General features: G+C 30.2%; 15 protein-coding genes and 1 pseudogene. 1 reads left to right on the plus strand and 15 read right to left on the minus strand.

Features of this window, described 5'->3' with window-relative positions; translation table 11 throughout:
• Window positions 1-169: 169 nt before the first annotated feature.
• On the plus strand, window positions 170-511 hold the full coding sequence (locus tag K8P03_RS09995; RefSeq protein WP_223420532.1) for a plasmid mobilization protein: 342 nt from the start codon (window positions 170-172) through the stop codon (window positions 509-511).
• A gap of 336 nt (window positions 512-847) precedes the next feature.
• Here K8P03_RS09995 and K8P03_RS10000 read toward each other — a convergent pair.
• The 15 genes and pseudogenes from K8P03_RS10000 to K8P03_RS10070 form a co-directional block, all read right to left on the minus strand.
• Window positions 848-1147, minus strand: a pseudogene (locus K8P03_RS10000) (transposase); the annotation flags it as partial.
• 165 nt (window positions 1148-1312) lie between these two features.
• Window positions 1313-1999 carry a hypothetical protein gene (locus tag K8P03_RS10005; RefSeq protein ID WP_060802419.1) on the minus strand — a complete coding sequence of 229 codons (687 nt, stop codon included), beginning with the start codon at window positions 1997-1999 and terminating at the stop codon, window positions 1313-1315.
• Window positions 1999-3858, minus strand: coding sequence for an Eco57I restriction-modification methylase domain-containing protein (locus K8P03_RS10010; RefSeq protein WP_396020900.1), 1860 nt, complete (start codon window positions 3856-3858; stop codon window positions 1999-2001). The genes K8P03_RS10005 and K8P03_RS10010 overlap by 1 nt, the downstream gene beginning before the upstream one ends.
• Window positions 3859-4024: 166 nt before the next feature.
• A complete protein-coding gene (locus tag K8P03_RS10015) occupies window positions 4025-5533 on the minus strand; it encodes a serine/threonine-protein kinase (protein WP_223420533.1) in 1509 nt (502 codons plus the stop codon).
• A gap of 100 nt (window positions 5534-5633) precedes the next feature.
• Window positions 5634-7127: a recombinase family protein gene (locus K8P03_RS10020; RefSeq protein WP_223420534.1), complete on the minus strand. Its 1494-nt coding sequence runs from the start codon at window positions 7125-7127 to the stop codon at window positions 5634-5636.
• Window positions 7120-8790: a recombinase family protein gene (locus K8P03_RS10025; protein WP_223420535.1), complete on the minus strand. Its 1671-nt coding sequence runs from the start codon at window positions 8788-8790 to the stop codon at window positions 7120-7122. Before K8P03_RS10025 ends, K8P03_RS10020 begins: the two co-directional genes overlap by 8 nt.
• Window positions 8790-10460 (minus strand): recombinase family protein, encoded by a 1671-nt coding sequence (locus K8P03_RS10030; RefSeq protein WP_223420711.1) that lies wholly within the window; start codon window positions 10458-10460, stop codon window positions 8790-8792. The genes K8P03_RS10025 and K8P03_RS10030 overlap by 1 nt, the downstream gene beginning before the upstream one ends.
• A gap of 100 nt (window positions 10461-10560) precedes the next feature.
• A complete protein-coding gene (locus K8P03_RS10035) occupies window positions 10561-10782 on the minus strand; it encodes a hypothetical protein (RefSeq protein ID WP_449657922.1) in 222 nt (73 codons plus the stop codon).
• Between the two features lie 349 nt (window positions 10783-11131).
• Window positions 11132-11542, minus strand: a complete 411-nt coding sequence (locus K8P03_RS10040) for a sigma factor-like helix-turn-helix DNA-binding protein (protein ID WP_010815648.1) — start codon at window positions 11540-11542, stop codon at window positions 11132-11134.
• 237 nt (window positions 11543-11779) lie between these two features.
• The gene (locus K8P03_RS10045) at window positions 11780-13144 is read right to left on the minus strand and encodes an MATE family efflux transporter (protein ID WP_223420537.1); all 1365 of its coding nucleotides are present in this window, start codon (window positions 13142-13144) and stop codon (window positions 11780-11782) included.
• 42 nt (window positions 13145-13186) lie between these two features.
• Entirely contained in the window at window positions 13187-14650 is a 1464-nt protein-coding gene (locus tag K8P03_RS10050; protein ID WP_223420538.1) for an ABC transporter ATP-binding protein, read from the minus strand.
• A gap of 2 nt (window positions 14651-14652) precedes the next feature.
• The gene (locus K8P03_RS10055; RefSeq protein ID WP_223420539.1) at window positions 14653-15387 is read right to left on the minus strand and encodes an energy-coupling factor transporter transmembrane component T; all 735 of its coding nucleotides are present in this window, start codon (window positions 15385-15387) and stop codon (window positions 14653-14655) included.
• Complete coding sequence (locus K8P03_RS10060; RefSeq protein WP_223420540.1) at window positions 15387-15968, minus strand: MptD family putative ECF transporter S component; 582 nt, start codon at window positions 15966-15968, stop codon at window positions 15387-15389. Before K8P03_RS10060 ends, K8P03_RS10055 begins: the two co-directional genes overlap by 1 nt.
• A gap of 80 nt (window positions 15969-16048) precedes the next feature.
• On the minus strand, window positions 16049-17782 hold the full coding sequence (locus K8P03_RS10065) for an ABC transporter ATP-binding protein (protein ID WP_223420541.1): 1734 nt from the start codon (window positions 17780-17782) through the stop codon (window positions 16049-16051).
• Entirely contained in the window at window positions 17779-19521 is a 1743-nt protein-coding gene (locus tag K8P03_RS10070; RefSeq protein WP_223420542.1) for an ABC transporter ATP-binding protein, read from the minus strand. Before K8P03_RS10070 ends, K8P03_RS10065 begins: the two co-directional genes overlap by 4 nt.
• Window positions 19522-19606 lie beyond the last annotated feature (85 nt).

A 19606-nucleotide genomic window follows, 5' to 3' on the forward strand; every position in this document is an offset into this window, starting at 1 on the left:
GCTTAAAGCTGTTCTTATACTATTAGTATATGAGCAAGCACAGTAAGTGAATACTCACTTACGAAAAATTGATGAAGCAGAACCTTTATGGACTGCTTCTTTTTTTATCAATTTTACCTTGTTAGGGAGAACCCTAAGACCCCAATAATTTATGATAAGGAGATATACTATGGATAATAGAAAAAGAAATAATCAACTAAAAATATATTTAACAGATGAAGAAAAAGAAGTTTTTGAAAAGAAAATGAAACTTGCGAATTGTAAAACTATGTCTCACTTTCTTAGAAAGTGCGTATTAGAAAAAGATATTTATGTAGTAGATTTAGAACCATTTAGAAACCTACAATGGCTGCTTTCAAATACAACAAATAATATAAACCAGATTGCAAAAGCTACTAATACAACTGGTGTTATTTACAAGAATGAAATTGAATCAATGAATAATCAGATAGAAAAATTATCAAGAGAAATATGGCAAATCCATTCTCTACTTCTTAATAAAGCAAAATAAATCTTGCGATATAAAATCAAGATTTAAGTGTTATGGATCTTCAAATCATACAAAATCTAATTCCTATACAAGTCTTTAAATATAAGATAAGTAACACTACATTTTTAATAAAATCTAGGTGCATCAAATAGGGTAGTGTGAAAAATTTTGTGTATCAGCCCTCCTGATAGTATGTGATTGATATTTTTTATTGAAAAATATCTTAAAATCTACCTTTTCAGCCTAATTGCTTTTTTAAAATTTGAGGATTTTTGTCAAGGGTTGGTCGTAAGACCAAGGCCTAGCATTTACCCTTGACGGGAATTCTCAAATTTTTTATTATTTTGTGGCAGAAGTTTAGATTCTGCCTTCAAAGTATATAGTTAGATGAGATAATATTTGATCCCATCCACGGATTCTTGATGTCCACTTGCTTGAGGCATCTACCATTGCTAAACACAAGCTTTTTTGTAGTGCATAGTCATTTGGGAATATGGTTTTGTTTTTAGTTAATTTTCTTAGTTGCCTATTGAAGTTTTCTATGGCATTGTTTGTATATATTAGCTTTCATATTCCTTCTGGATATTTAAAATATTTAGATAGTTCTTCTCAGTTGTTTTTCCAAGAGCTTATGCACATAGGATATTTTTTATCCCATCCTTGTGTCCAAGTATTGTATAAATTTTTTTGACCCTACCATAACAAAGAGCAGACAAACCGATCCACTCTTACCATATTGTATATATTTATATAAAACATAAAACATATTCACTCAATTTATTTATTTATTATTTTAATTCACAAATTAATCTTTAATCAAGACTACTTCACTATAGATGAAAAATCAAAAAAGATATGAAGCAATTGTAATGACTTATTTGATAAAGTATAATTGCTTATATATTCATGCAAACCTTCATCTATATCTTTTTTTACTAAACACAAATTTCCTTTACTGATTGCTCCAAACTTATCTTTATTTATTTTAGAAAGTTTTATCGAATTATTAGGAATATCAATATTTTTCACAACAAATCCGAACATAATATTTTTATTGTGATGAGATGGATATTTAGGAGGTTCATCTACAAAACGACTAACTCCTTCATCAATATATTTCTTATTTAGACTCGAACTTCCATCAATTCGTTTACACTCAATTATATAGTAATCTTTTTTGTTTTTATTTATCCAAAAATTATTCGATATCACTTTGATATCACACCTTCCTATAAAGGAATCTGTATTTTCATCATATGTTTCTGGCGTTTCTATTTGGAATGATATAGGAAACATTTCACATCCTAATTTAGTTAACATAGAATTATCGTCTAAATAATAATGAAATAGATGGTTCTGTATGTTTACCTCATGATTCTTAACTTTACGTCCTACAGAAATACAATTTTGCTTCATTAGGCTACAGCATTTTTCAATGGTCTCAATAATATAATAATAAAAACCATTTTGAAAATCTTCATTTATTGATTTTTGCTTAAAACCTCCCACTATTCATCTCCTCCCGATTCAATTATTTGCTCCATAACATCGGATAGATCAAGTTCTGCAATTGCAGGATGCCAGTACTTATAAAAATTAGGCTTTATGATAAAAAATGAGTTATCAGAAAATTGGATGGCATCTCTAATTTGATGAAACTTATCATTGTGAGAAAACACACAAAATCTTGATAAAAGTACTTTATCATCATCAATATTGTCGACCAAATCAATAGTTGTATCAGATTTTCCGTCTAAAACGGCCAGCTCAAATATAGAAAATCTGTTTAATACATTATGATACAATTTAATTTCAATATGTTTTTCTACACGTTTATAGATAGCAGTAAATTGTTTTTTGAAACATTCACTATAATCAACTAATTCCTCGGCAGATACCTTTCTGTAAATATTCTCAATGTCTTTATTCGTAAGTTCCGGTATCTGGATTTTTATTGCATAGTCAATAAATTTATTATCTTTCAATCCAAACTCCTGTAATACTAAATTATCCAGGTTTTCGATTTCAGAATCTAAATCTGATAAGCACAGAAATTCATCTTTCTTTTTTTCACTCTGAATGCGCTCTGTTTTATGTGCAATATCTTCAGAAAAAATATAAGGAAATTCTAATATTTCTCCCATAAATCGCTGCTCTCGTTCTATTCCTATTGAAGTTCCAAGCATTAGATTCAGATAAGAATAAAATGAGGAGTTTAACAAACCTACCAAATTCATAAAGAATGGTCTTTGCTCCTCGCTTCCTTTAATAATATACATGGTCTTTTTACAAACAAATGTTTCATCACTAAAAGCTGCTCGTAATTTATAATTATTGCAGTTCACTCCAGTTGGAGTTAATACATAAGGAGGAGAAAACAACGCTTTTTCTCTAGGACGATGTACTTTATCTTTCGAAAACAATGTAGTTTTATTTGAATACACAAAAAAGTGATCTACTCCTTTTTTCGAATCAAGAAGCCTTTTGTTTAGTAAATGAGAAGCATCTTTCTTATCACCATCTTGATATTCTACTCCTGACCCCATAATAATAGGAGGTTCTTGTTTTTCGATTGCATTTGAAATTGTACAAAAACGATTCTTAAGTTTCATAATCAGAGTCAAATCAGTTGAAAACCCATATACAATAGTTTTCCAAGCCCAATCAAACCTCATAAGCATATTCTGTGTTACATACTTTATATCATATCTTTCAATAACAATAACATTAAATAGCCTAAAGAAAATATTTGGCTTTATAGATGTATAATTTATAATATTGTCTAAGTTGTTTTCTTCTGAGTAACTAAAAGAAATTATTGCTGCGGGCGCATCGGCATTTTCAAAAACTAATTTTCTTACCGAAGACATTTCAATTATGCTATGAATTTTAGTTTTATTTAACAAAAATTTCCTGAATCTTTTTGAAGGTTTCTTTTGGTTATACAATAATTTAGAATGTAAAATAAAACAACAAACAGTATGCTCTTTACAAAAGTCTTTAGCTCTGAAAACAAAGCTTCTACAAATCTCATTATTTTGTTGTTTGTCAAAGTATCCATTTTTTTTACAATATTCTAAATGAAGACCTGTTTTTACATTACCCCAAGGTGGATTACCAATAACAAAATCAAAGTTAATGTGGCTTAACCATCTAAGTTCCTCTTCATCAAAAAAATCACTGACAAATAAATTTTTCCCTTTTAAATTCGGTAAAGTAAAAGTTGATAATGATTTTGGATCTTTGTAGTCTAAAACAGTTAAATAAAGAGAGAATATTGTAACATCAATTGCTTCCTCATTAATATCTATACCATAAATATTGTCAGTTAAAAGAGATTTAAGTAAATTATCATCATCACAATACATTTTTCCATTTAAGTTTTCTTCTACTATACGTCGGTAACTGTCAACTAAAAATACCCCTGAACCCTCTCATGTCAAGCTTATGACAAAATTCTGATGCTATGTAAATAAAAAAGAGTAGTCTTGACTACTCTCATAATGTTTTTAGATTTAGATAATCTTATTTGTTTTAATGTTCTATTAAAATTTCTTCTAACATAGGCTCTATGCCTCTTTTTATTAAAGATTCTACTAACCTCTGTGCATAAAATCTATTAATATTAAATGCAATATGATTCAATAACTCAGCTGCTTTTTCTCTTACTTCAAATGTAGATAAATTGTTTTCAAGAATGTAATTAGCAATATCTGCAAAATTATCTGCATCTTCAAATTTATTGCATTGAGAATCCATATCTAATTCAATAAACTTAATTACCTCTAAAATAGACTCTGGATACTCATTAAAATAATAATATAATGAATATTTAAAGTTACATGTGTTAATTATATTGTTGCACAAATCCTTTGATGATAGAGAAGATATATACATTAATATTCTGTCATCATATTTCTTAGATTCTATTAAACTTAGAATTTCTTCTTTGTTCTTATTATCATCTATGAATTTTTTTATTTTGATAAAATTTTCATACATATTAATTGCATCTTTATAGCGAGAATTAATATCTAGACTTGTAGCTTTTTCAACTAATAATTTATACTTATGATTTTTATCATTAGGGCTTTTTGTTAGAATAAAATTAATTAATCTTCCCAAGGAATATACATCACTATATTTTCCTGTGCTTCCAAGCATCATTAATTGCTCTGGTGGGCAGTATTGTACCTGTCCCAATTGTGCTGTGCTTTTTGTTTGATGTGAAAAAACTAAATCAAAATTTTTTCCTAAACCAAAATCTGCTATTTTAATATCATTTCCTTTCAAAAATATATTATTAGAAGATATATCTCTATGGATAATATTTTTGTTATGCACTTTTGCCATTATATAAAGAATTTTTATTATAATAGATTCTTTAACTTCAACAGATAAAGGATTAGAAATCAAAAAATCATATAAAGTTGAATCACACTTTTCCATAACATAAAAATATTCAGATTCATTAAAATCATATACTTTAATAATCCCTTCTATGTCAGATAAACTCTTAGTAATCTCAAATTCTCTTTTGAATCTATGCTTGCTATTTTCTTCAAGAAGATTTTCTCTTTTTAATTTTTTTATAACTAGACCAGTAGATTTTTGAAGGTATACATTAGCAAATCCACCTTCACCAATTAATTCAAGATCTTCGTCAAGTTTTGTTAACTCAAATGAATCTCCTATTTGTATTAATTGATATTTAAAAGGTCTTAATCGCCTATTCCAATTTTCCTTTAATTTTTCGATAAATGGGACTATTTCAACAGGCGTTTTTTGTTTTTCCTGAATATTAAACTCTATAGACATAATATAAGAAAAGAATTTGTTTATTTTCCCATTATTGTATAAATCTTTTATTCTTTCACTAGCGTAAATCCATCTAGTTGGAAATCCACTATAGTATTGATCATTGTATCCAAAATTAGAATTAAAAAACCTTACCAATGTAGAACCAGTTTTATATTCATATAGACTGTCTTCAAAATCTCCACAAAACTCTTTTGAAATTATCTCAAAAAATGAACCATTCATTACAGCACCTCTGCTGTAATTATACATCATCTCTTAGTTATAATAAAATTGCTATAATAATTATATTAATTTAAAAGAGAGTGATTGCTCACTCCCTTTTCTACTTCCATATTATGTTCAACACTTCATTTCCTTCGCAGATTACTGAGTCTATATATTTTTCTATCAATTCTCTGGTAAGTTTAGTGTTGTCTATTACTTCTTTTTCTTCTTTTGCTTTTTGTATTTTTTCATTTATTGCTTGTATTTCTTCATCTATCGAATTTTTAGAGTCAATGAATTTTTGTCTATTCATCTTGCCTAATTTATACTTTTCAAAATTTTGCATTTTTTTAACTTCTAGATCTTCGATGGATTTTTCCATAGGTTTAACTTTTACTTTTTCATCCTTGATTGGATCTTCTAGACCATATTTTTCTTTTATTGCTTCAAATACTTGCTCTTCAAGGCTTCCTGCTCTTGAGTTCTTATGTTTTACATTATTACACTTACATATCCTACAAGTAAAATATGTGTGGACTCTAAGACTTCCATCAGATCTTTTGTGTTTAGATTGAATACAGCCTAGAATGTGATTACAAGTTGGACATTTTGCAAAACCTTGTAGTGGAGATTTTTTCCTCCATTCATAATCGGTATTTTTACCTTTCATAAATAGGTTCTTCTCTTTAATCTTCTGAACTTTTTCAAAGTCTTCTTTAGATATAATAGCTTCATGGTTGTTCTCAACTCTTCCCCATTCTTCTTTTGGTTTGAATTTAAAAGAAGATGGATTTAACACTGACTTATCTTGCATATTGAAAGTGTAAGTTCCAGTATAATTTTCATTTGCTAATACATCTATTACATTACCGTTAGTCCAAGTTGGTCTAGGCTTTTTAGCTGTTCTAATTATTGAATATTCGAAATCAAGATTGGTTAATTCGCTCTTTCTTTTTGATGGTGTTGGAATTTTTTCTTCATTTAATATCTTAGCTATATTTCTTGAAGATGTACCATCAAGTGCAAGTTTAAAAATCTTCTTTACTATCCAAGCTGTTTCTTCATCAACTATGATTTTATGTCTATCATTAGGATCTTTCATGTATCCTAAAGGTGGACTCCAAGCTAAAAATTTTCCTTGTTTTTTGAGTGTAGTCATAGATGACTTTACCTTTTCAGAAATATCTTTTGTGTAGAAATCATATAATAGTCCCTTGAATTGAATATCTAAATCTGTTCCATTTCCCTTTTCTTTGTTACTATCATAGCCATCATTTATGGCAATGAATCTTACTCCAAGGAATGGAAATATATTTTCAAGATAATCTCCAAGTGTTATATAATCTCTCATAAATCTGGACAAGTCTTTTACAATTATTGTCTGGATATTATTTTTCCTTACATCTTCGAGCATTCTTTGAAAGGCTGGTCTATTTTCATTTGTTCCAGAATATCCGTCATCAACATATTCTTCTCTTGTGAAGTTCTTAAATTCTTCATTCTTGTCGAGATAATCGTTTAGATATACTCTTTGATTTATGATACTTTCACTCTCATCAGTCTTTATCATATCTTCAACGGATAATCTAATGTATAGAGCAATCTTACTCATCGTCTGTTCCTCCTGCTAAATTATCTATATTGAATTTAAAGACTATTTCAAATTCGTGTTTATCATAAACTATTATTTTTTCAATCAAGTTATGGATTAAATCTCCAGGTAGCTTTTCCAAATTCTTTGAAGCATATAAATCATTTATCCATTTTGTTGATTTTGATCTTTCTTTTTTAAGCTTTGATATATTAACTTCGATTGCTGAAATCTCGTTATCAAATGTAGACATATGACCTTGAGCAATCTCTCTTCTTAATAAATACTCATCTCTATCAATCTTACCTAGACTGTATTCTTCATAGGCTCTTTGAATGATATTTTCTTCATTTAGATTTTTTCTTTTAAGATTTTCAATATCTTTCTTAAAAGTATCTATTGCTTTATTAAATCTAGCTTTAATTCTATTAACAAATTTTGTCTTGCTAGTTGTCTTCATAATAAACTCAGAAATCTTATCACTAATAGCCTGATCTAAATCTCTTTCCATAATGAATACTGATTTTTCGGGTTTTATACTTCCACTAAATCTCTCATTCTGAAATGAATAGTAGAGTCTGTCTAAATTTTTACCATAGATACGAGTTCTTCTATTAAGTTCTTTGCCAGTATTATTGTTGATTACAAGACCTTTAAATCTGTTCTCATAGTCCCTATTTTCAAAATTGTGCATTGGCGAACTGAAAACATGATTTTTCTTTCTTTCTTGTCTTTCTCGTAAGATTCTTTCGTGAACTTCCTTAGAAATGATTGCTTCATGTGCATTCTCACTAATTATATACTGACTTTCGTCTACAAAATGTTGTTTAATTCCTTTTGCAAGATTTTGTTGCTTAACTCCTTGTACTAAAGTCCCCGTATAAGCTGGGTTTGTAAGCATTTTTGAAATTGTCCCTTTATTCCATTCAGGATCATCATCTTGTCTATAAACTCTCCCAGTTTTATAGTAAATCATTCCAGGAGCATAGCCTTTTTCATTAAAATGCTTTGCGACTTCATATTGGCTTTTGCCTTGAAGAGTCAAATCAAACATCTCTTCAACTATAAATCTAACATTTTCATCAATTACAAGTTTTTGACCTTCTTTAGATTTTTTAATCTTGTAGCCATAAGGTGGAACAGATCCAATAAAGTATCCATTTCTTGCTCTATTGTGTTTTGAGGTCTTTATCTTAACTGAAATATCCTTAGCATACATATCGTTGATAATATTTTTAAGAGTAACCTCAAAAGATTTCTTTGAATCTGTTTCTTTGACTGTGTCTAATTTATCATTAACTGAAATAAATCTAACACCTAAAAATGGAAAAACTTTATCAATCAATCTTCCCATTTCGAGATATTCTCTTCCAAGTCTTGATAAATCTCTGATAATAATGCAATTGATTCTTCTATCCCTAATATCTTGCATCATATTCTGAAATGATGGTCTTTCAAAGTTTGTTCCACTATATTCATAGTCAGTGTAAACTTCTAAAACATCTATATTTTCTTTTAATGCATATTCTTTACAAGACAGTATTTGAGTTTCTATTGAGTATGATTTTTCTCTCCACTCTTCTGTTCTTTCGTTGGATAGCCTTGTATAAATTCCGGCCTTAAAGACTTTTCTTTCTGTCTTTTCGCTTTTCTTTTCAATATATCTTTTGGAAGTTCTTGCCATTATAAAACACCTCCAGCTAATTGCATTGGAGTCTTATTTTCAAGAGCATTTCCAAATACCTTATTTATTGAAATCAAATTCTTCTTTACTTCGGACTTGCTTTCACTTTTTTCTTTTATAAGGGTCTTCAGCAAGTTAACTGTTTCCAAATTATTAAAGACAAAATTAATCTCATTGTTTTCTCCGATTTCAATTCTATCTATAAAAGATACAATTGTTAGTCTATTTAGACTGCTTAAATCAGTGGGAACAATTTCTGAAACCAAACTGTCCTTTTTTTTCATCTTTTCTTGCAAGTTGGCAAGTATATTTTTCTTTGTAGCAATTTGTTTCTCTATTTCCCTGATCTTAATAAGATAATTTTTTCTGAACCTTTCAAACTCTTCAGAAGTTATAAGTTCATCTTCTAAGTCCATATATAAAGATTGTCTAAGTCTTTCGTACTTTCTCTTTTCTGAGTTTAAGCTTTCAAAGTCAATATTAAATGTAACTTTTGATACATCTAACTTATTAACTTGACTTAGTAATTCATTGTATTTTTTTAAATAATCTTTAAGTGCAAAAAGAGTCATATCCAGTAGATAGTCTTCTTTTATACTATGTCTTGTGCAATCTCCTTTGTTATTATAGTGAGAACAAATATAAAAAATATTATATCCATTCTTGGACTTAACCTTTCTTCTAACCATTGAAGATCCACAATCTTTGCAATAAAGCATTCCTGATAAAATATGTGGTATATCTGCTGATTGTTTTACATCCCTCATCATCATCTTATTAGCCAAAGCATAAATGCTTTTTGAAATAATAGGCTTATGAGAATCGTTTATTACAATCCAATCTTCTTCATTTACTTCTACTTCTCTCTTAGACTTGTAATTTAGTTTTCTAGTTTTCCCTTGTTCAAGCACTCCTATATAGACCTTGTTTGTAATAATCCTATTGACCATTTTTGCGTCCCATTTAGAGTCTTTAACAATAAAACCAGTAGTATGATTATCACCAGAATTTTCTTTATGCTTAGATGGTGTTACACAACCTATGCTATTTAAAAAATCTGCAATAGCCTTAGACGAATAACCGTCTATCTTCATATTGAAGATTCTTTCAATTATATGTGAAACTTCTGTATCAACGACTAACTTATGTTTGTTTTTGCTATCCTTCTTATAACCAAAAGGAGCAAATGCACCAATAAATTCGCCATTCTTTCTTTTAATTTCTTTTGAAGATTTAACCTTCATAGAAATATCCCTACAATAAGAATCATTAATAAAGTTTCTTATAGGAAGAATGAGGTGTGTATCACTTACATCTGCATTTTCACTATCATAGTTATCGTTTACAGATATAAACCTTATACCTTTTTCTGGGAATATCTTTTGCAGATATTTTCCTGATTCGATATAATCTCTCCCAAAACGGGATAAGTCCTTCACAATAATTGTTTTGAACTTCTTTTCTTCAAGATCTTGAATCATCTTCTTAAATTTTGGTCTGTCAAAATTAGATCCTGAAAAGCCATCATCTACATACTCAGCAACAACTTTAAAATCATTGTCCCTTGCATATGATTTGATAATCTGTCTTTGATTTGAAATAGAATTACTTTCTGTGCTATCTCCATCCTCTCTCGATAAACGAAGATACATACAAGCAAATTTTTCCATCACAAAACCTCCTTAATTTGTATTTGGGCAAATAGTCATTAAGGAGTTCTTCTACCACTTATATTTTACCGCACCCAAGTTTTTAAGTCAGCACCCCAGCTTATAGTCTTATACAAGCTCTACATAAATAAAGTTCTACAATATCTAGTAAGTCGAGGGACTCTTTATCACTTTTAGTGTAAGTAATTTTTTTAGAATAATCTTCTTTTGATATTTGCTCTTTAGGTTTATATTTCTTCTTTTCTTTTGTATTCATAGGTTTTACCTCACAATATAAAATTAAAGTTTTTTGACATTGACAAGTGCCTTGGATTAGCAACATAGGAATCTCACCTCCGCCTCTGTTCAGGATGAGCCGGCTTCAACCTTAGAAGTATCATTATCCTCATTTTCTTCATAGCGAATAGGGTATCCCTCCCTATATTCAAACTCTTACTTATCGCTCCCTTTCTTCTTCCCTTGCTTTTTGCATAGCAGTACTTGTTTTGCCGAATTTTTCAGCAGAAAGATCTTGGCGGATAGGTTATTACGCTCCAAAAATGATTAATGTCTTGTCTTGGTCTATTCAATTGTTAAGGTTCAAATATTGTTTAAATTTCTTTTAAAATAGAAAGAGGACAAAACTCCCCTCACTTTATAAAGGAAAATTTGCCCTCTTTGGTAACCAGAAATTATATTTCTTCTATAAGTTTCTTTAGTTTTTCTAAAATCTTATCTCGCCTTTTTATTAAAGCAGGATGTGATATATTTTGAGTCTTCGCTACTGCACGAAGTGTTTCATCATTGAAATATAATCTTTCAATAATTTCCCGTTCCTCCTCATTTAACTTTGACATAGCATTTCTTAGTGCTTCAATCATCATTTGTGTTGCGACAACTTTTTCTACATCAACATTTTTATCTTCTAGATTATTTTCAAAATTCCCATCGTGATTTAGAGACGAAAAAAATAGCAAGTGGTTTTTCTTGTCCACCTGCTCTAAATATTTTTCGTGTTCTCTTTCTTGCCAGTAGGCTTTGTATATCTGCTCACTTACTTTGATTTTTTGTCCACCGACATAAAGGTAATATTCTTTTGTCATTTATGTTTCCTCCATTCTTTTTTGTCTTTATGTTTTCAGACAAAAAAAGGAGGACTCCTGCTCTTGGGCATGGTTAGTCCTCTAGAATGAAAGAAACTCTTTCTAATAGTAATTGTATTTAATTTTTTAACTGAGTTATCTAACTTGTAAACAGCGTAAACCAAAGAAAAAAGGTAAATTTACTTTAATTATATTTATTTGCATATTTCCCTCCATTCTTTTAAATAAACCCACTTATTATTCATTACTTGAATTTTTCAAACTAATTTTATCCATCCTATTTAATTCCCCAAACATCATTACTACACCAGCTATTATCATAATTAGATCTACAAGGGGTTCAGCAAACCATACTGCTTTAACTCCAAATATCATTGGTAAAATAATCATGGCAGGTACGAATAAAAATAACTGTCTTAGCATTACTATTATGCCGGCTTTTTTAGCGTTTCCTATTGATTGGAAGAATGTTATAGTCATTACCATTACTCCATATAAGATAAATATAGAATAAAATAGTCTAAAGTTTCCTACTCCCTGAGTTATAATACTTTCTTCTACTCCAAATAGGGAAAGGATGTTTTTTGAAAATAATAAGACTGGTAGCCAAAATATGGCTGCAAGAACAAGTCCTCCAATGGAGAATACCTTCATTGCCTCCTTTACCCTGTCATATCTTTTTGCTCCAAAGTTTGTACCAACAACAGGTTGCAAGCCTTGACTCATTCCCCAAAGTGGAATAAAGGAAAAGGCATATATTCTTAAAGTTGCTGCCATTAAGATAGCATTTGTATCTCCTCCATATTTAAACGACATTTTGTAAAGCATGGTCTGCTGAATCATAAATAAAACTTGCATCATCATGGCAGATGTTCCGACAGCAAACATTTCTTTTTTTACTTCTGGCTCAGACTTTATTTTATTTATTTTTACAACTTTACTCTTGTTTTTGAAATAATGTAACGTAATGGCTGCTTGGACAAATTGTGCTGTAATAGTTGCAAGTGCAGCTCCTTCAATTGCGTATTTTCCCATTAATTTCATTAGAATTGGATCAAGAATTATGTTTAAAAAAGCCCCTAGCCCCATAATTAGCATTGCTTTTTTCATTAATCCTTCTCCACGCATAACCATGTTTGCTGATTGAGTAAAGTTTACAAATAAAGAACCAATAAAAATTACTCGTAAATATCTGATACCATATTCTTTAATTTCTCCACTTGCTCCAACCATATCTAAAAAATGTGGTGCAAGTAAAATTCCGCCTATTGTAATAATTGATGAGAATAGAATAACCCAAAAGATTAAATTCCCCATAATTTTATCAACTGTTTTTTTGTCGCCCTTTCCTATAGCTCTTGATAAAACCGATGCTGAACCTACACCAATAAGTGTAGATACACCACTATTGAAAAATGTAAGTGGCATAGCTACACCACAAGCTGTCATTGCTGTTTGTCCTATAATATTTCCTGCAAAAATTCCATCCATTAGTGGATAAAGACCTATTACTATCATTCCTATTACAGCAGGGATAGATAATTGAAAAAGTAAATCTATAGGTCTTTTTGTTAATAATTGTTCTTTCATATCTTGTTTCATAAAATTACCTCCTTTTTTTCATCCAGATTTTTTTAGCAAATTTTAAGTTTGATCGAAGAATTCCCTAATTTTTCCAATATTCTTTTCATCTTTAATACCATGCCATTTGGCTTTTCCATTCTCCATAAACATAAAATAATCACAACAACATTCTACTAATTCCGGATCATGTGTAATAATAAAAATAGTTTTTCCGTCCTCTTTAAGCCTTATCATTTCATTAGAAACTTCTTTCATATTCTTAAAATCCAAACCACTTGTAGGTTCGTCCAAAATCAGTATTGTCCTATCAGAAGCGATAGCACTTGCAATTGCAACCCTTTGTTTTTGCCCTCCGGATAATGACATTGGATGGCAATCTATAAAATCCATTAAATTTAACTTTTTACATATCTCATCGATCTTTTCTTCTTTATTTTCATCGTTCTCTATACTCAAAAGAATTTCTTCTTTAACTGATTCGGTAAATAATTGGTGATTAACATCCTGCATCACCATAAAACATTTTTTTAGCCTTTCTCTTGTATCATAACTTTCTGTTTGTATATTTAAAGTTCCTTTTGCTTTTTCTTCAACTCCACATAAGCATTTTGAAAAAGTTGATTTTCCAGAACCATTATTTCCTAAAACAGCCACAATAGATTTTTGAGGTAATACAGCATCATTAATTTCAAAAAACGGCTCTTTTCCATAACTAAACATAAAATTCTTAATCTCTATTAGTTCCTTAGATTCTATATTTTTTATACGGCTATTGGTATCAATAGGGTGTATGCTCCTTAACCCCATATTATTTAAAATGCTGTTAGGTAATTTCTTGAACTCAACACAAGAAAATTCTTTGTTAATTTTTCCATCTTTCATATATATAAATCTATCTGCAATATCTATTAAATATTGTAGTCTATGCTCTGCAATAACCACAGTGGACTTTTTTTCTTTCCATTTTTTTATGATATCTTTTAACATTTTTATAGTTTGTATATCTAAATTAGAAGATGGCTCATCTAATACATAGATTTCAGGCTCCATAACAGCAGCAGAAGCACAAGCAATTTTTTGCTTTTCTCCTCCTGACATAGAAAACAAGCTCTTATCAAGCAAATCTTTTATATTTAATTCTTTTGTTACCTTGCCAATTCTTCTACAAATTTCTTCTCTTGAAATCCCAAAATTTTCACAGGCGAATGCAATTTCGCTTGTTGAATCTACATTGAAAAATTGAGTTCTTGGATTTTGAAATACTGATCCTACATATTGACTCAATTCATTAATAGAGTTTTTAGAAATTTCATGTTCATTTACAATAACGCTACCAGTCAAATTTCCGGAATAATACCCGGGAATTAACCCATTTATCAACCTACTTATTGTAGTTTTTCCGCAACCGGACTCACCACAAAATACAACTACTTCACCAGCATTGATATTTAAATTAATATTATAAATTCCAGCATTCTTATTCCCGCTATCATAAGTAAATGACACGTCTTTAAATTCAATCAATGCTATCCCCTCCTATATAAAAATAGTCCTGTAAAGGCAACTGAAAAGAGTAAAATTAATAAATCATATATAGTAAACTTTACTTTTACCACAGTACTTCTCTTTTTCAAAGCTCCCAATCCTCTACTTATTGCTGCCGCCGACAATTCATCACCTATTTTTACAATAGAAACGATTAAAGGTATTGTTACATATTCCAAGTATAAGCTTGGATTTTTCCACGCCTTTTTATTTTTAAAGCTAATTCCTCTCATTTTCATAGCAGTCTTAATAGAATTGTGTTCTTCTTTCAAAGTTGGAATAAACCTGAATGCAACTGCTGTTGGAATAATAAATGCATTGGGAATTTTCCACTTTACCATGGCTGCTATAAACTCGCTCGTTTTTGTAGACATTACAACATAATAGCCCAACATAAAAATTGGAAATAGTCTTAAAATCAAGGCATTCAACAATACTGAAATTGTATTTATGAGTGTAGGCAATGTGTACATATCTTTCGTATAGTGTGCCATAATAGCCAAGGTAAATAGCCCTCCATAAATGAAAGCTATCTTAACTTGTTTATTAGATAATAATAATGCTATTGCCACAATGGCGGATATAAGGCTAACTAAAATATCCTTATATCCGACAGACATTATGGTTGTTATAAATATCATAAATAAAATTTTAGTACGAGGATCTAACAAAAAGCCCTTTGGTTTATTCGGTTTGTATACCTCATACTCTTCCATTAAATGATACCCGCTCTCTCAAAGTGTTTCTTAAGCATTTTCCTCCCTAAATTTGCACCAATAACTGAGCCGATAAAAATAATTCCAAATGCAGCAATCCCCATCCAAGAAGGCATATATTTTGCGAGTGCAAGTGCATATTGTTCTCCCATTTGTTGCTTAACACCTTCCATATAGGTATCTGCCATTACCCACATTGGCATTTGACAACCTATCATTCCGCAAGAAAATAGCCAAAATCCAATAACATTCTTTTTAAAACTCTTAAAACCACCTGATTTCATAACCAGATCACTGATAATTCCAAATGGAATATATCCCACTAACGCTAACCATGTATAGCCCATAAAATACCAAAACACACCGATAATAATTGACATAATCGTAACCATGCCAAATTTTTCTACTTTAGTTAAAAACAACATAAAGGGAATTCCTGTGACTATAGGAATTAGAAGATAGATAGCTGGGTATAAGATAGGAATTGCATTCATCATCCCTACTACAAAAAACAGAACTAAATAAATAGCTGTATAAATTCCTACATTGATTAGATCTTTAGCTGACAATCCTTTTTTCATTTTTTTAATCCTCCTTAAATTAAAATAATATAAATCTACATGAGCTATATTTGAATAATTCTCATATAAATCATTTTCACTTATGACAGTTTCCAATTAACTGCCTTTTGTCGTGCCTCAACAAAATTTTTATAGATACCTTCTGCTTGAATTAGCTCTTCATGTGTGCCTTTTTGATTTATTTTTCCATTTGCTAAAACAAGTATTTGGTTTGCATTTTTTATTGTCTTTAGTCTGTGTGCTATCATTATTACTGTTTTATTTCTTGTGAGTTCCTCCATAGCAACCTGCAATTTATCCTCATTTTCAGGGTCTACATTTGCAGTAGCTTCGTCAAAAATAATAATCGGGGCATTTTTTATCATAGCCCTTGCTATTGATATTCTTTGTCTTTCTCCACCAGATAAATTTGCACCTCCCTCTCCTATAACTGTTTCATATTGTTCAGGAAGCTTCATAATAAATTCATGACAACACGCTTTCTTTGCAGCTTCTATAACTTCATCATGTGTAGCATCTGGCTTGGCAAACTTTATATTGTTCTCAATAGTGTCTTGAAATAAATAAACATTTTGAAAAACCATACTAATTTGTCTCATTAATGACTCCAATGAATATTCTTTAATATTATGTTTACCTATGCTGATTTCTCCTTTCTCTACATCCCAAAATCTCGCTATCAAATTGCAAAATGTAGTTTTTCCAGCTCCTGAAGGTCCAACTATAGCTGTCATTTGGTTTTGTGGTATCTTGACCGAAATATCATCAAGGATTTTTTTGCCTGAATATGAAAACTCTACATTATCAAAAGAAATATCGAAAGTAGTAGGCTCTATGTCTTTTCCATCAATATCCATCTGTGGAAATTCCTCTAACTTCTTTGTTTGCTCAATAGATCCACTAACAACTCTGAGAGAGGTTGTTGCACTTCCTGCCAATTTTATTTGAGAAAAAGCAAGAAAAGAAATTATAATCGTCATAACTGTATTTAAGAATGAGAGTTCTCCATTAAGATAAAAGAAAATACCTGCACCTATTATCAAAATGCCAAACAAATCCAAAAGAATATTTTGCAAAATTGTATAAGGTGTAAACAGTTTTTCACAATCAAGATTTATTTTTCTGCTATTTTCAATAGCACCTCTGACTTTTTCATCTCCTTTCCCTGTTAAATTGAAGGATTTTATAACAGCCATTCCACCTATTTGTTCTAAAATAGTGTCAACTAATTTTGCCGATGCCACTTGTCTTTTAGGAAGAACATTTCTTGACTTGTTTTCCATTTTTGAAAGAATTAATAAGTACAACAAGCATCCAATTGTAACAATAAGACCGATCCTCCATTCAAAAGCCAAAATCATTATTGTAAAAATTATTGTGTTAATAAAACCAGATAAGGTATTTACCATAACCATTGCCGCAGTATTTTCTACATCTTCCAAAACAGTTGTAGAAATTCCAACGATTTCACCAATATTATTTTCATTAAAGAATCCCATAGGTATTTTTTTGAGCATTTCACCTATTGCAACTCTTTTATTTGCCACCATAAAATAACTTGCATGGCATTGCTGTAACTGTGAATAATAATTTGCAACACTTCTGCCAACTATGCTTATAACAAGAAGTATCAAAGCAATCCATGCAGGTGTCATACTCATATCTTTTTCAACAATAGCTTTAACAATAATGTATATTGCACTGATTTGGAGCATGTGAAAAATTGCAAACAAGAAACTTACCCATATAGAATGGTATACATTTTTCTTCTCATCACCTGAGAAGTCTAAAATTTTCTTTAAGGCACTTATCATTTTATTTCACCATCCTTTACTCCAATATGGGCATTCCACATCTTTTGGTATAACTCAGAATCTTCCATAAGTTCTTCATGCTTACCATGTGAAACAAGCTCTCCATTCTCAATTAAGAATATTTGTTCTGCATCTGTTATAGTTGATAACCTATGAGCAATAATAATCACCGTTTTATCTTTTATAAGCTTTGATAAAGCTTGCTTTATAATCACTTCATTTTCAGGATCTATATATGAAGTAGCTTCATCAAGTATTACAATAGGTGCATTTTTGAGCATTGCTCTTGCAATTGATATTCTTTGTCTTTCTCCACCAGAAACATGGCTCCCACTACTTCCGACAACCGTATCGTAACCATGTTCCATTTTCATAATAAAATCATGACAACCCGATTTCTTAGCAATGTCTTCTACTTCTTTATCACTGGCACTTGGATTGCCCATTCTTATATTCTCCCTAATACTTTCGTTGAACAAAAAATTATCCTGAGAAACAAAGGCGGTCAAACTATATAATTGCTTTAATGGAATTTCCTTAAGATTGTGTCCACCAATATTTATATTTCCTTCCATGCTATCCCAATATCCAGCTATTAATTTTGCTAAAGTTGACTTGCCACTTCCACTTGGTCCAACAAAAGCCACTGTTGTACCTTCTTTTATGTTTAGGGATATTCCATGAAGAATTTCTTTTTCTTCTTCATATCCAAACTTTACATTTTGTAAATCAATATTATATTGCTGGATAGTCACTTCTCTATCAGAATGCTTTTGTTCTTTTCCTTCTAAAATTAAGTTAATAGAATTTGCAATAGTCCCTATCTTAGCAAGACCATCAACAAAATTGATTGTTTCAAGTAAAGGTCCTGCAATACCTAAAGATAGAATAATTACAGATATAAATACTTCTGCACTTAAACTGCCGCTAATGTAGAAATACCAACCAAATGGAAGCACTGTGATCATTGTAGTAGGAGATATGTTTTTAGATAAAGATACAGGTAACTGACAGCTCTTCATCCATTCATAAAAGTATCTTGCATTTGCAATGACTTTATCTTTGTACTTTGCGTACGATCTCTTGTCTTGATTAAATGTTTTTATCACTTCTATTCCATTAACATACTCAATAATTGCAGAATTCATTTCTCGATTTACCTTTACAGATCCTTCATATTGAACAGCATAATTTTTCATTACGAGTCCCATAAAAAGCATCCCCACAGGAATGGATACTAATGATAAAAGAGCCATTCTCCAATCAAGAAATAATAAGTAAATAAATATACTCAAAGAACCTAAGAGATTCGATGTCATTTCAGGCAACAGGTGAGCGAGTGGTTTCTCCATACTTTCAACCTGATCCACTATAATCTGCTTAAAGTTTCCGCTTGGAACAGAGATTATTTCTCCTAATGGCATCTTTGGAAGTTTTTCAAGCATTCTTAAACGAACATCTTTCAGTACACTAAAAGTTGCTTTATGGGATACAGATAAAGCCATAGAGTATAAAACAGATTTTAAAATATAAGATAACAGACCTATTCCCATCCATAAAAAATAGACCTTGAAATCTGCAATTCCATTTAATAAATAGACTAAAATACGGCTTGCAGCAATGTATGGAACAATTCCGGCAATAACACCGATACTTGCTATAAATACAGATGTTTTTAACTTTGAATGTTCCTTATATGCAAGCTCCCACAATATAGTAGCAGGACTTTTTTGTTTCATAATCAACACCTCCAAATGAAATAACTTAATTAGCTAACTTAGTTATCTTTATTTTAAAAAATATAAGGGCGTTTAATACCCTTTC

The organism is Anaerococcus murdochii, from assembly GCF_019957155.1.
GTDB lineage: Bacteria > Bacillota > Clostridia > Tissierellales > Peptoniphilaceae > Anaerococcus > Anaerococcus murdochii.

Bases quoted from the DNA above. Each gene is read 5' to 3' on its own strand.
- K8P03_RS09995 (WP_223420532.1), top strand. From the start codon at position 170: ATGGATAATAGAAAAAGAAATAATCAACTAAAAATATATTTAACAGAT.
- K8P03_RS10010 (WP_396020900.1), bottom strand. From the start codon at position 3,858: ATGTATTGTGATGATGATAATTTACTTAAATCTCTTTTAACTGACAAT.
- K8P03_RS10015 (WP_223420533.1), bottom strand. From the start codon at position 5,533: ATGAATGGTTCATTTTTTGAGATAATTTCAAAAGAGTTTTGTGGAGAT.
- K8P03_RS10020 (WP_223420534.1), bottom strand. From the start codon at position 7,127: ATGAGTAAGATTGCTCTATACATTAGATTATCCGTTGAAGATATGATA.
- K8P03_RS10025 (WP_223420535.1), bottom strand. From the start codon at position 8,790: ATGGCAAGAACTTCCAAAAGATATATTGAAAAGAAAAGCGAAAAGACA.
- K8P03_RS10030 (WP_223420711.1), bottom strand. From the start codon at position 10,460: ATGGAAAAATTTGCTTGTATGTATCTTCGTTTATCGAGAGAGGATGGA.
- K8P03_RS10035 (WP_449657922.1), bottom strand. From the start codon at position 10,782: ATGTTGCTAATCCAAGGCACTTGTCAATGTCAAAAAACTTTAATTTTA.
- K8P03_RS10040 (WP_010815648.1), bottom strand. From the start codon at position 11,542: ATGACAAAAGAATATTACCTTTATGTCGGTGGACAAAAAATCAAAGTA.
- K8P03_RS10045 (WP_223420537.1), bottom strand. From the start codon at position 13,144: ATGAAACAAGATATGAAAGAACAATTATTAACAAAAAGACCTATAGAT.
- K8P03_RS10055 (WP_223420539.1), bottom strand. From the start codon at position 15,387: ATGGAAGAGTATGAGGTATACAAACCGAATAAACCAAAGGGCTTTTTG.
- K8P03_RS10060 (WP_223420540.1), bottom strand. From the start codon at position 15,968: ATGAAAAAAGGATTGTCAGCTAAAGATCTAATCAATGTAGGAATTTAT.
- K8P03_RS10065 (WP_223420541.1), bottom strand. From the start codon at position 17,782: ATGATAAGTGCCTTAAAGAAAATTTTAGACTTCTCAGGTGATGAGAAG.
- K8P03_RS10070 (WP_223420542.1), bottom strand. From the start codon at position 19,521: ATGAAACAAAAAAGTCCTGCTACTATATTGTGGGAGCTTGCATATAAG.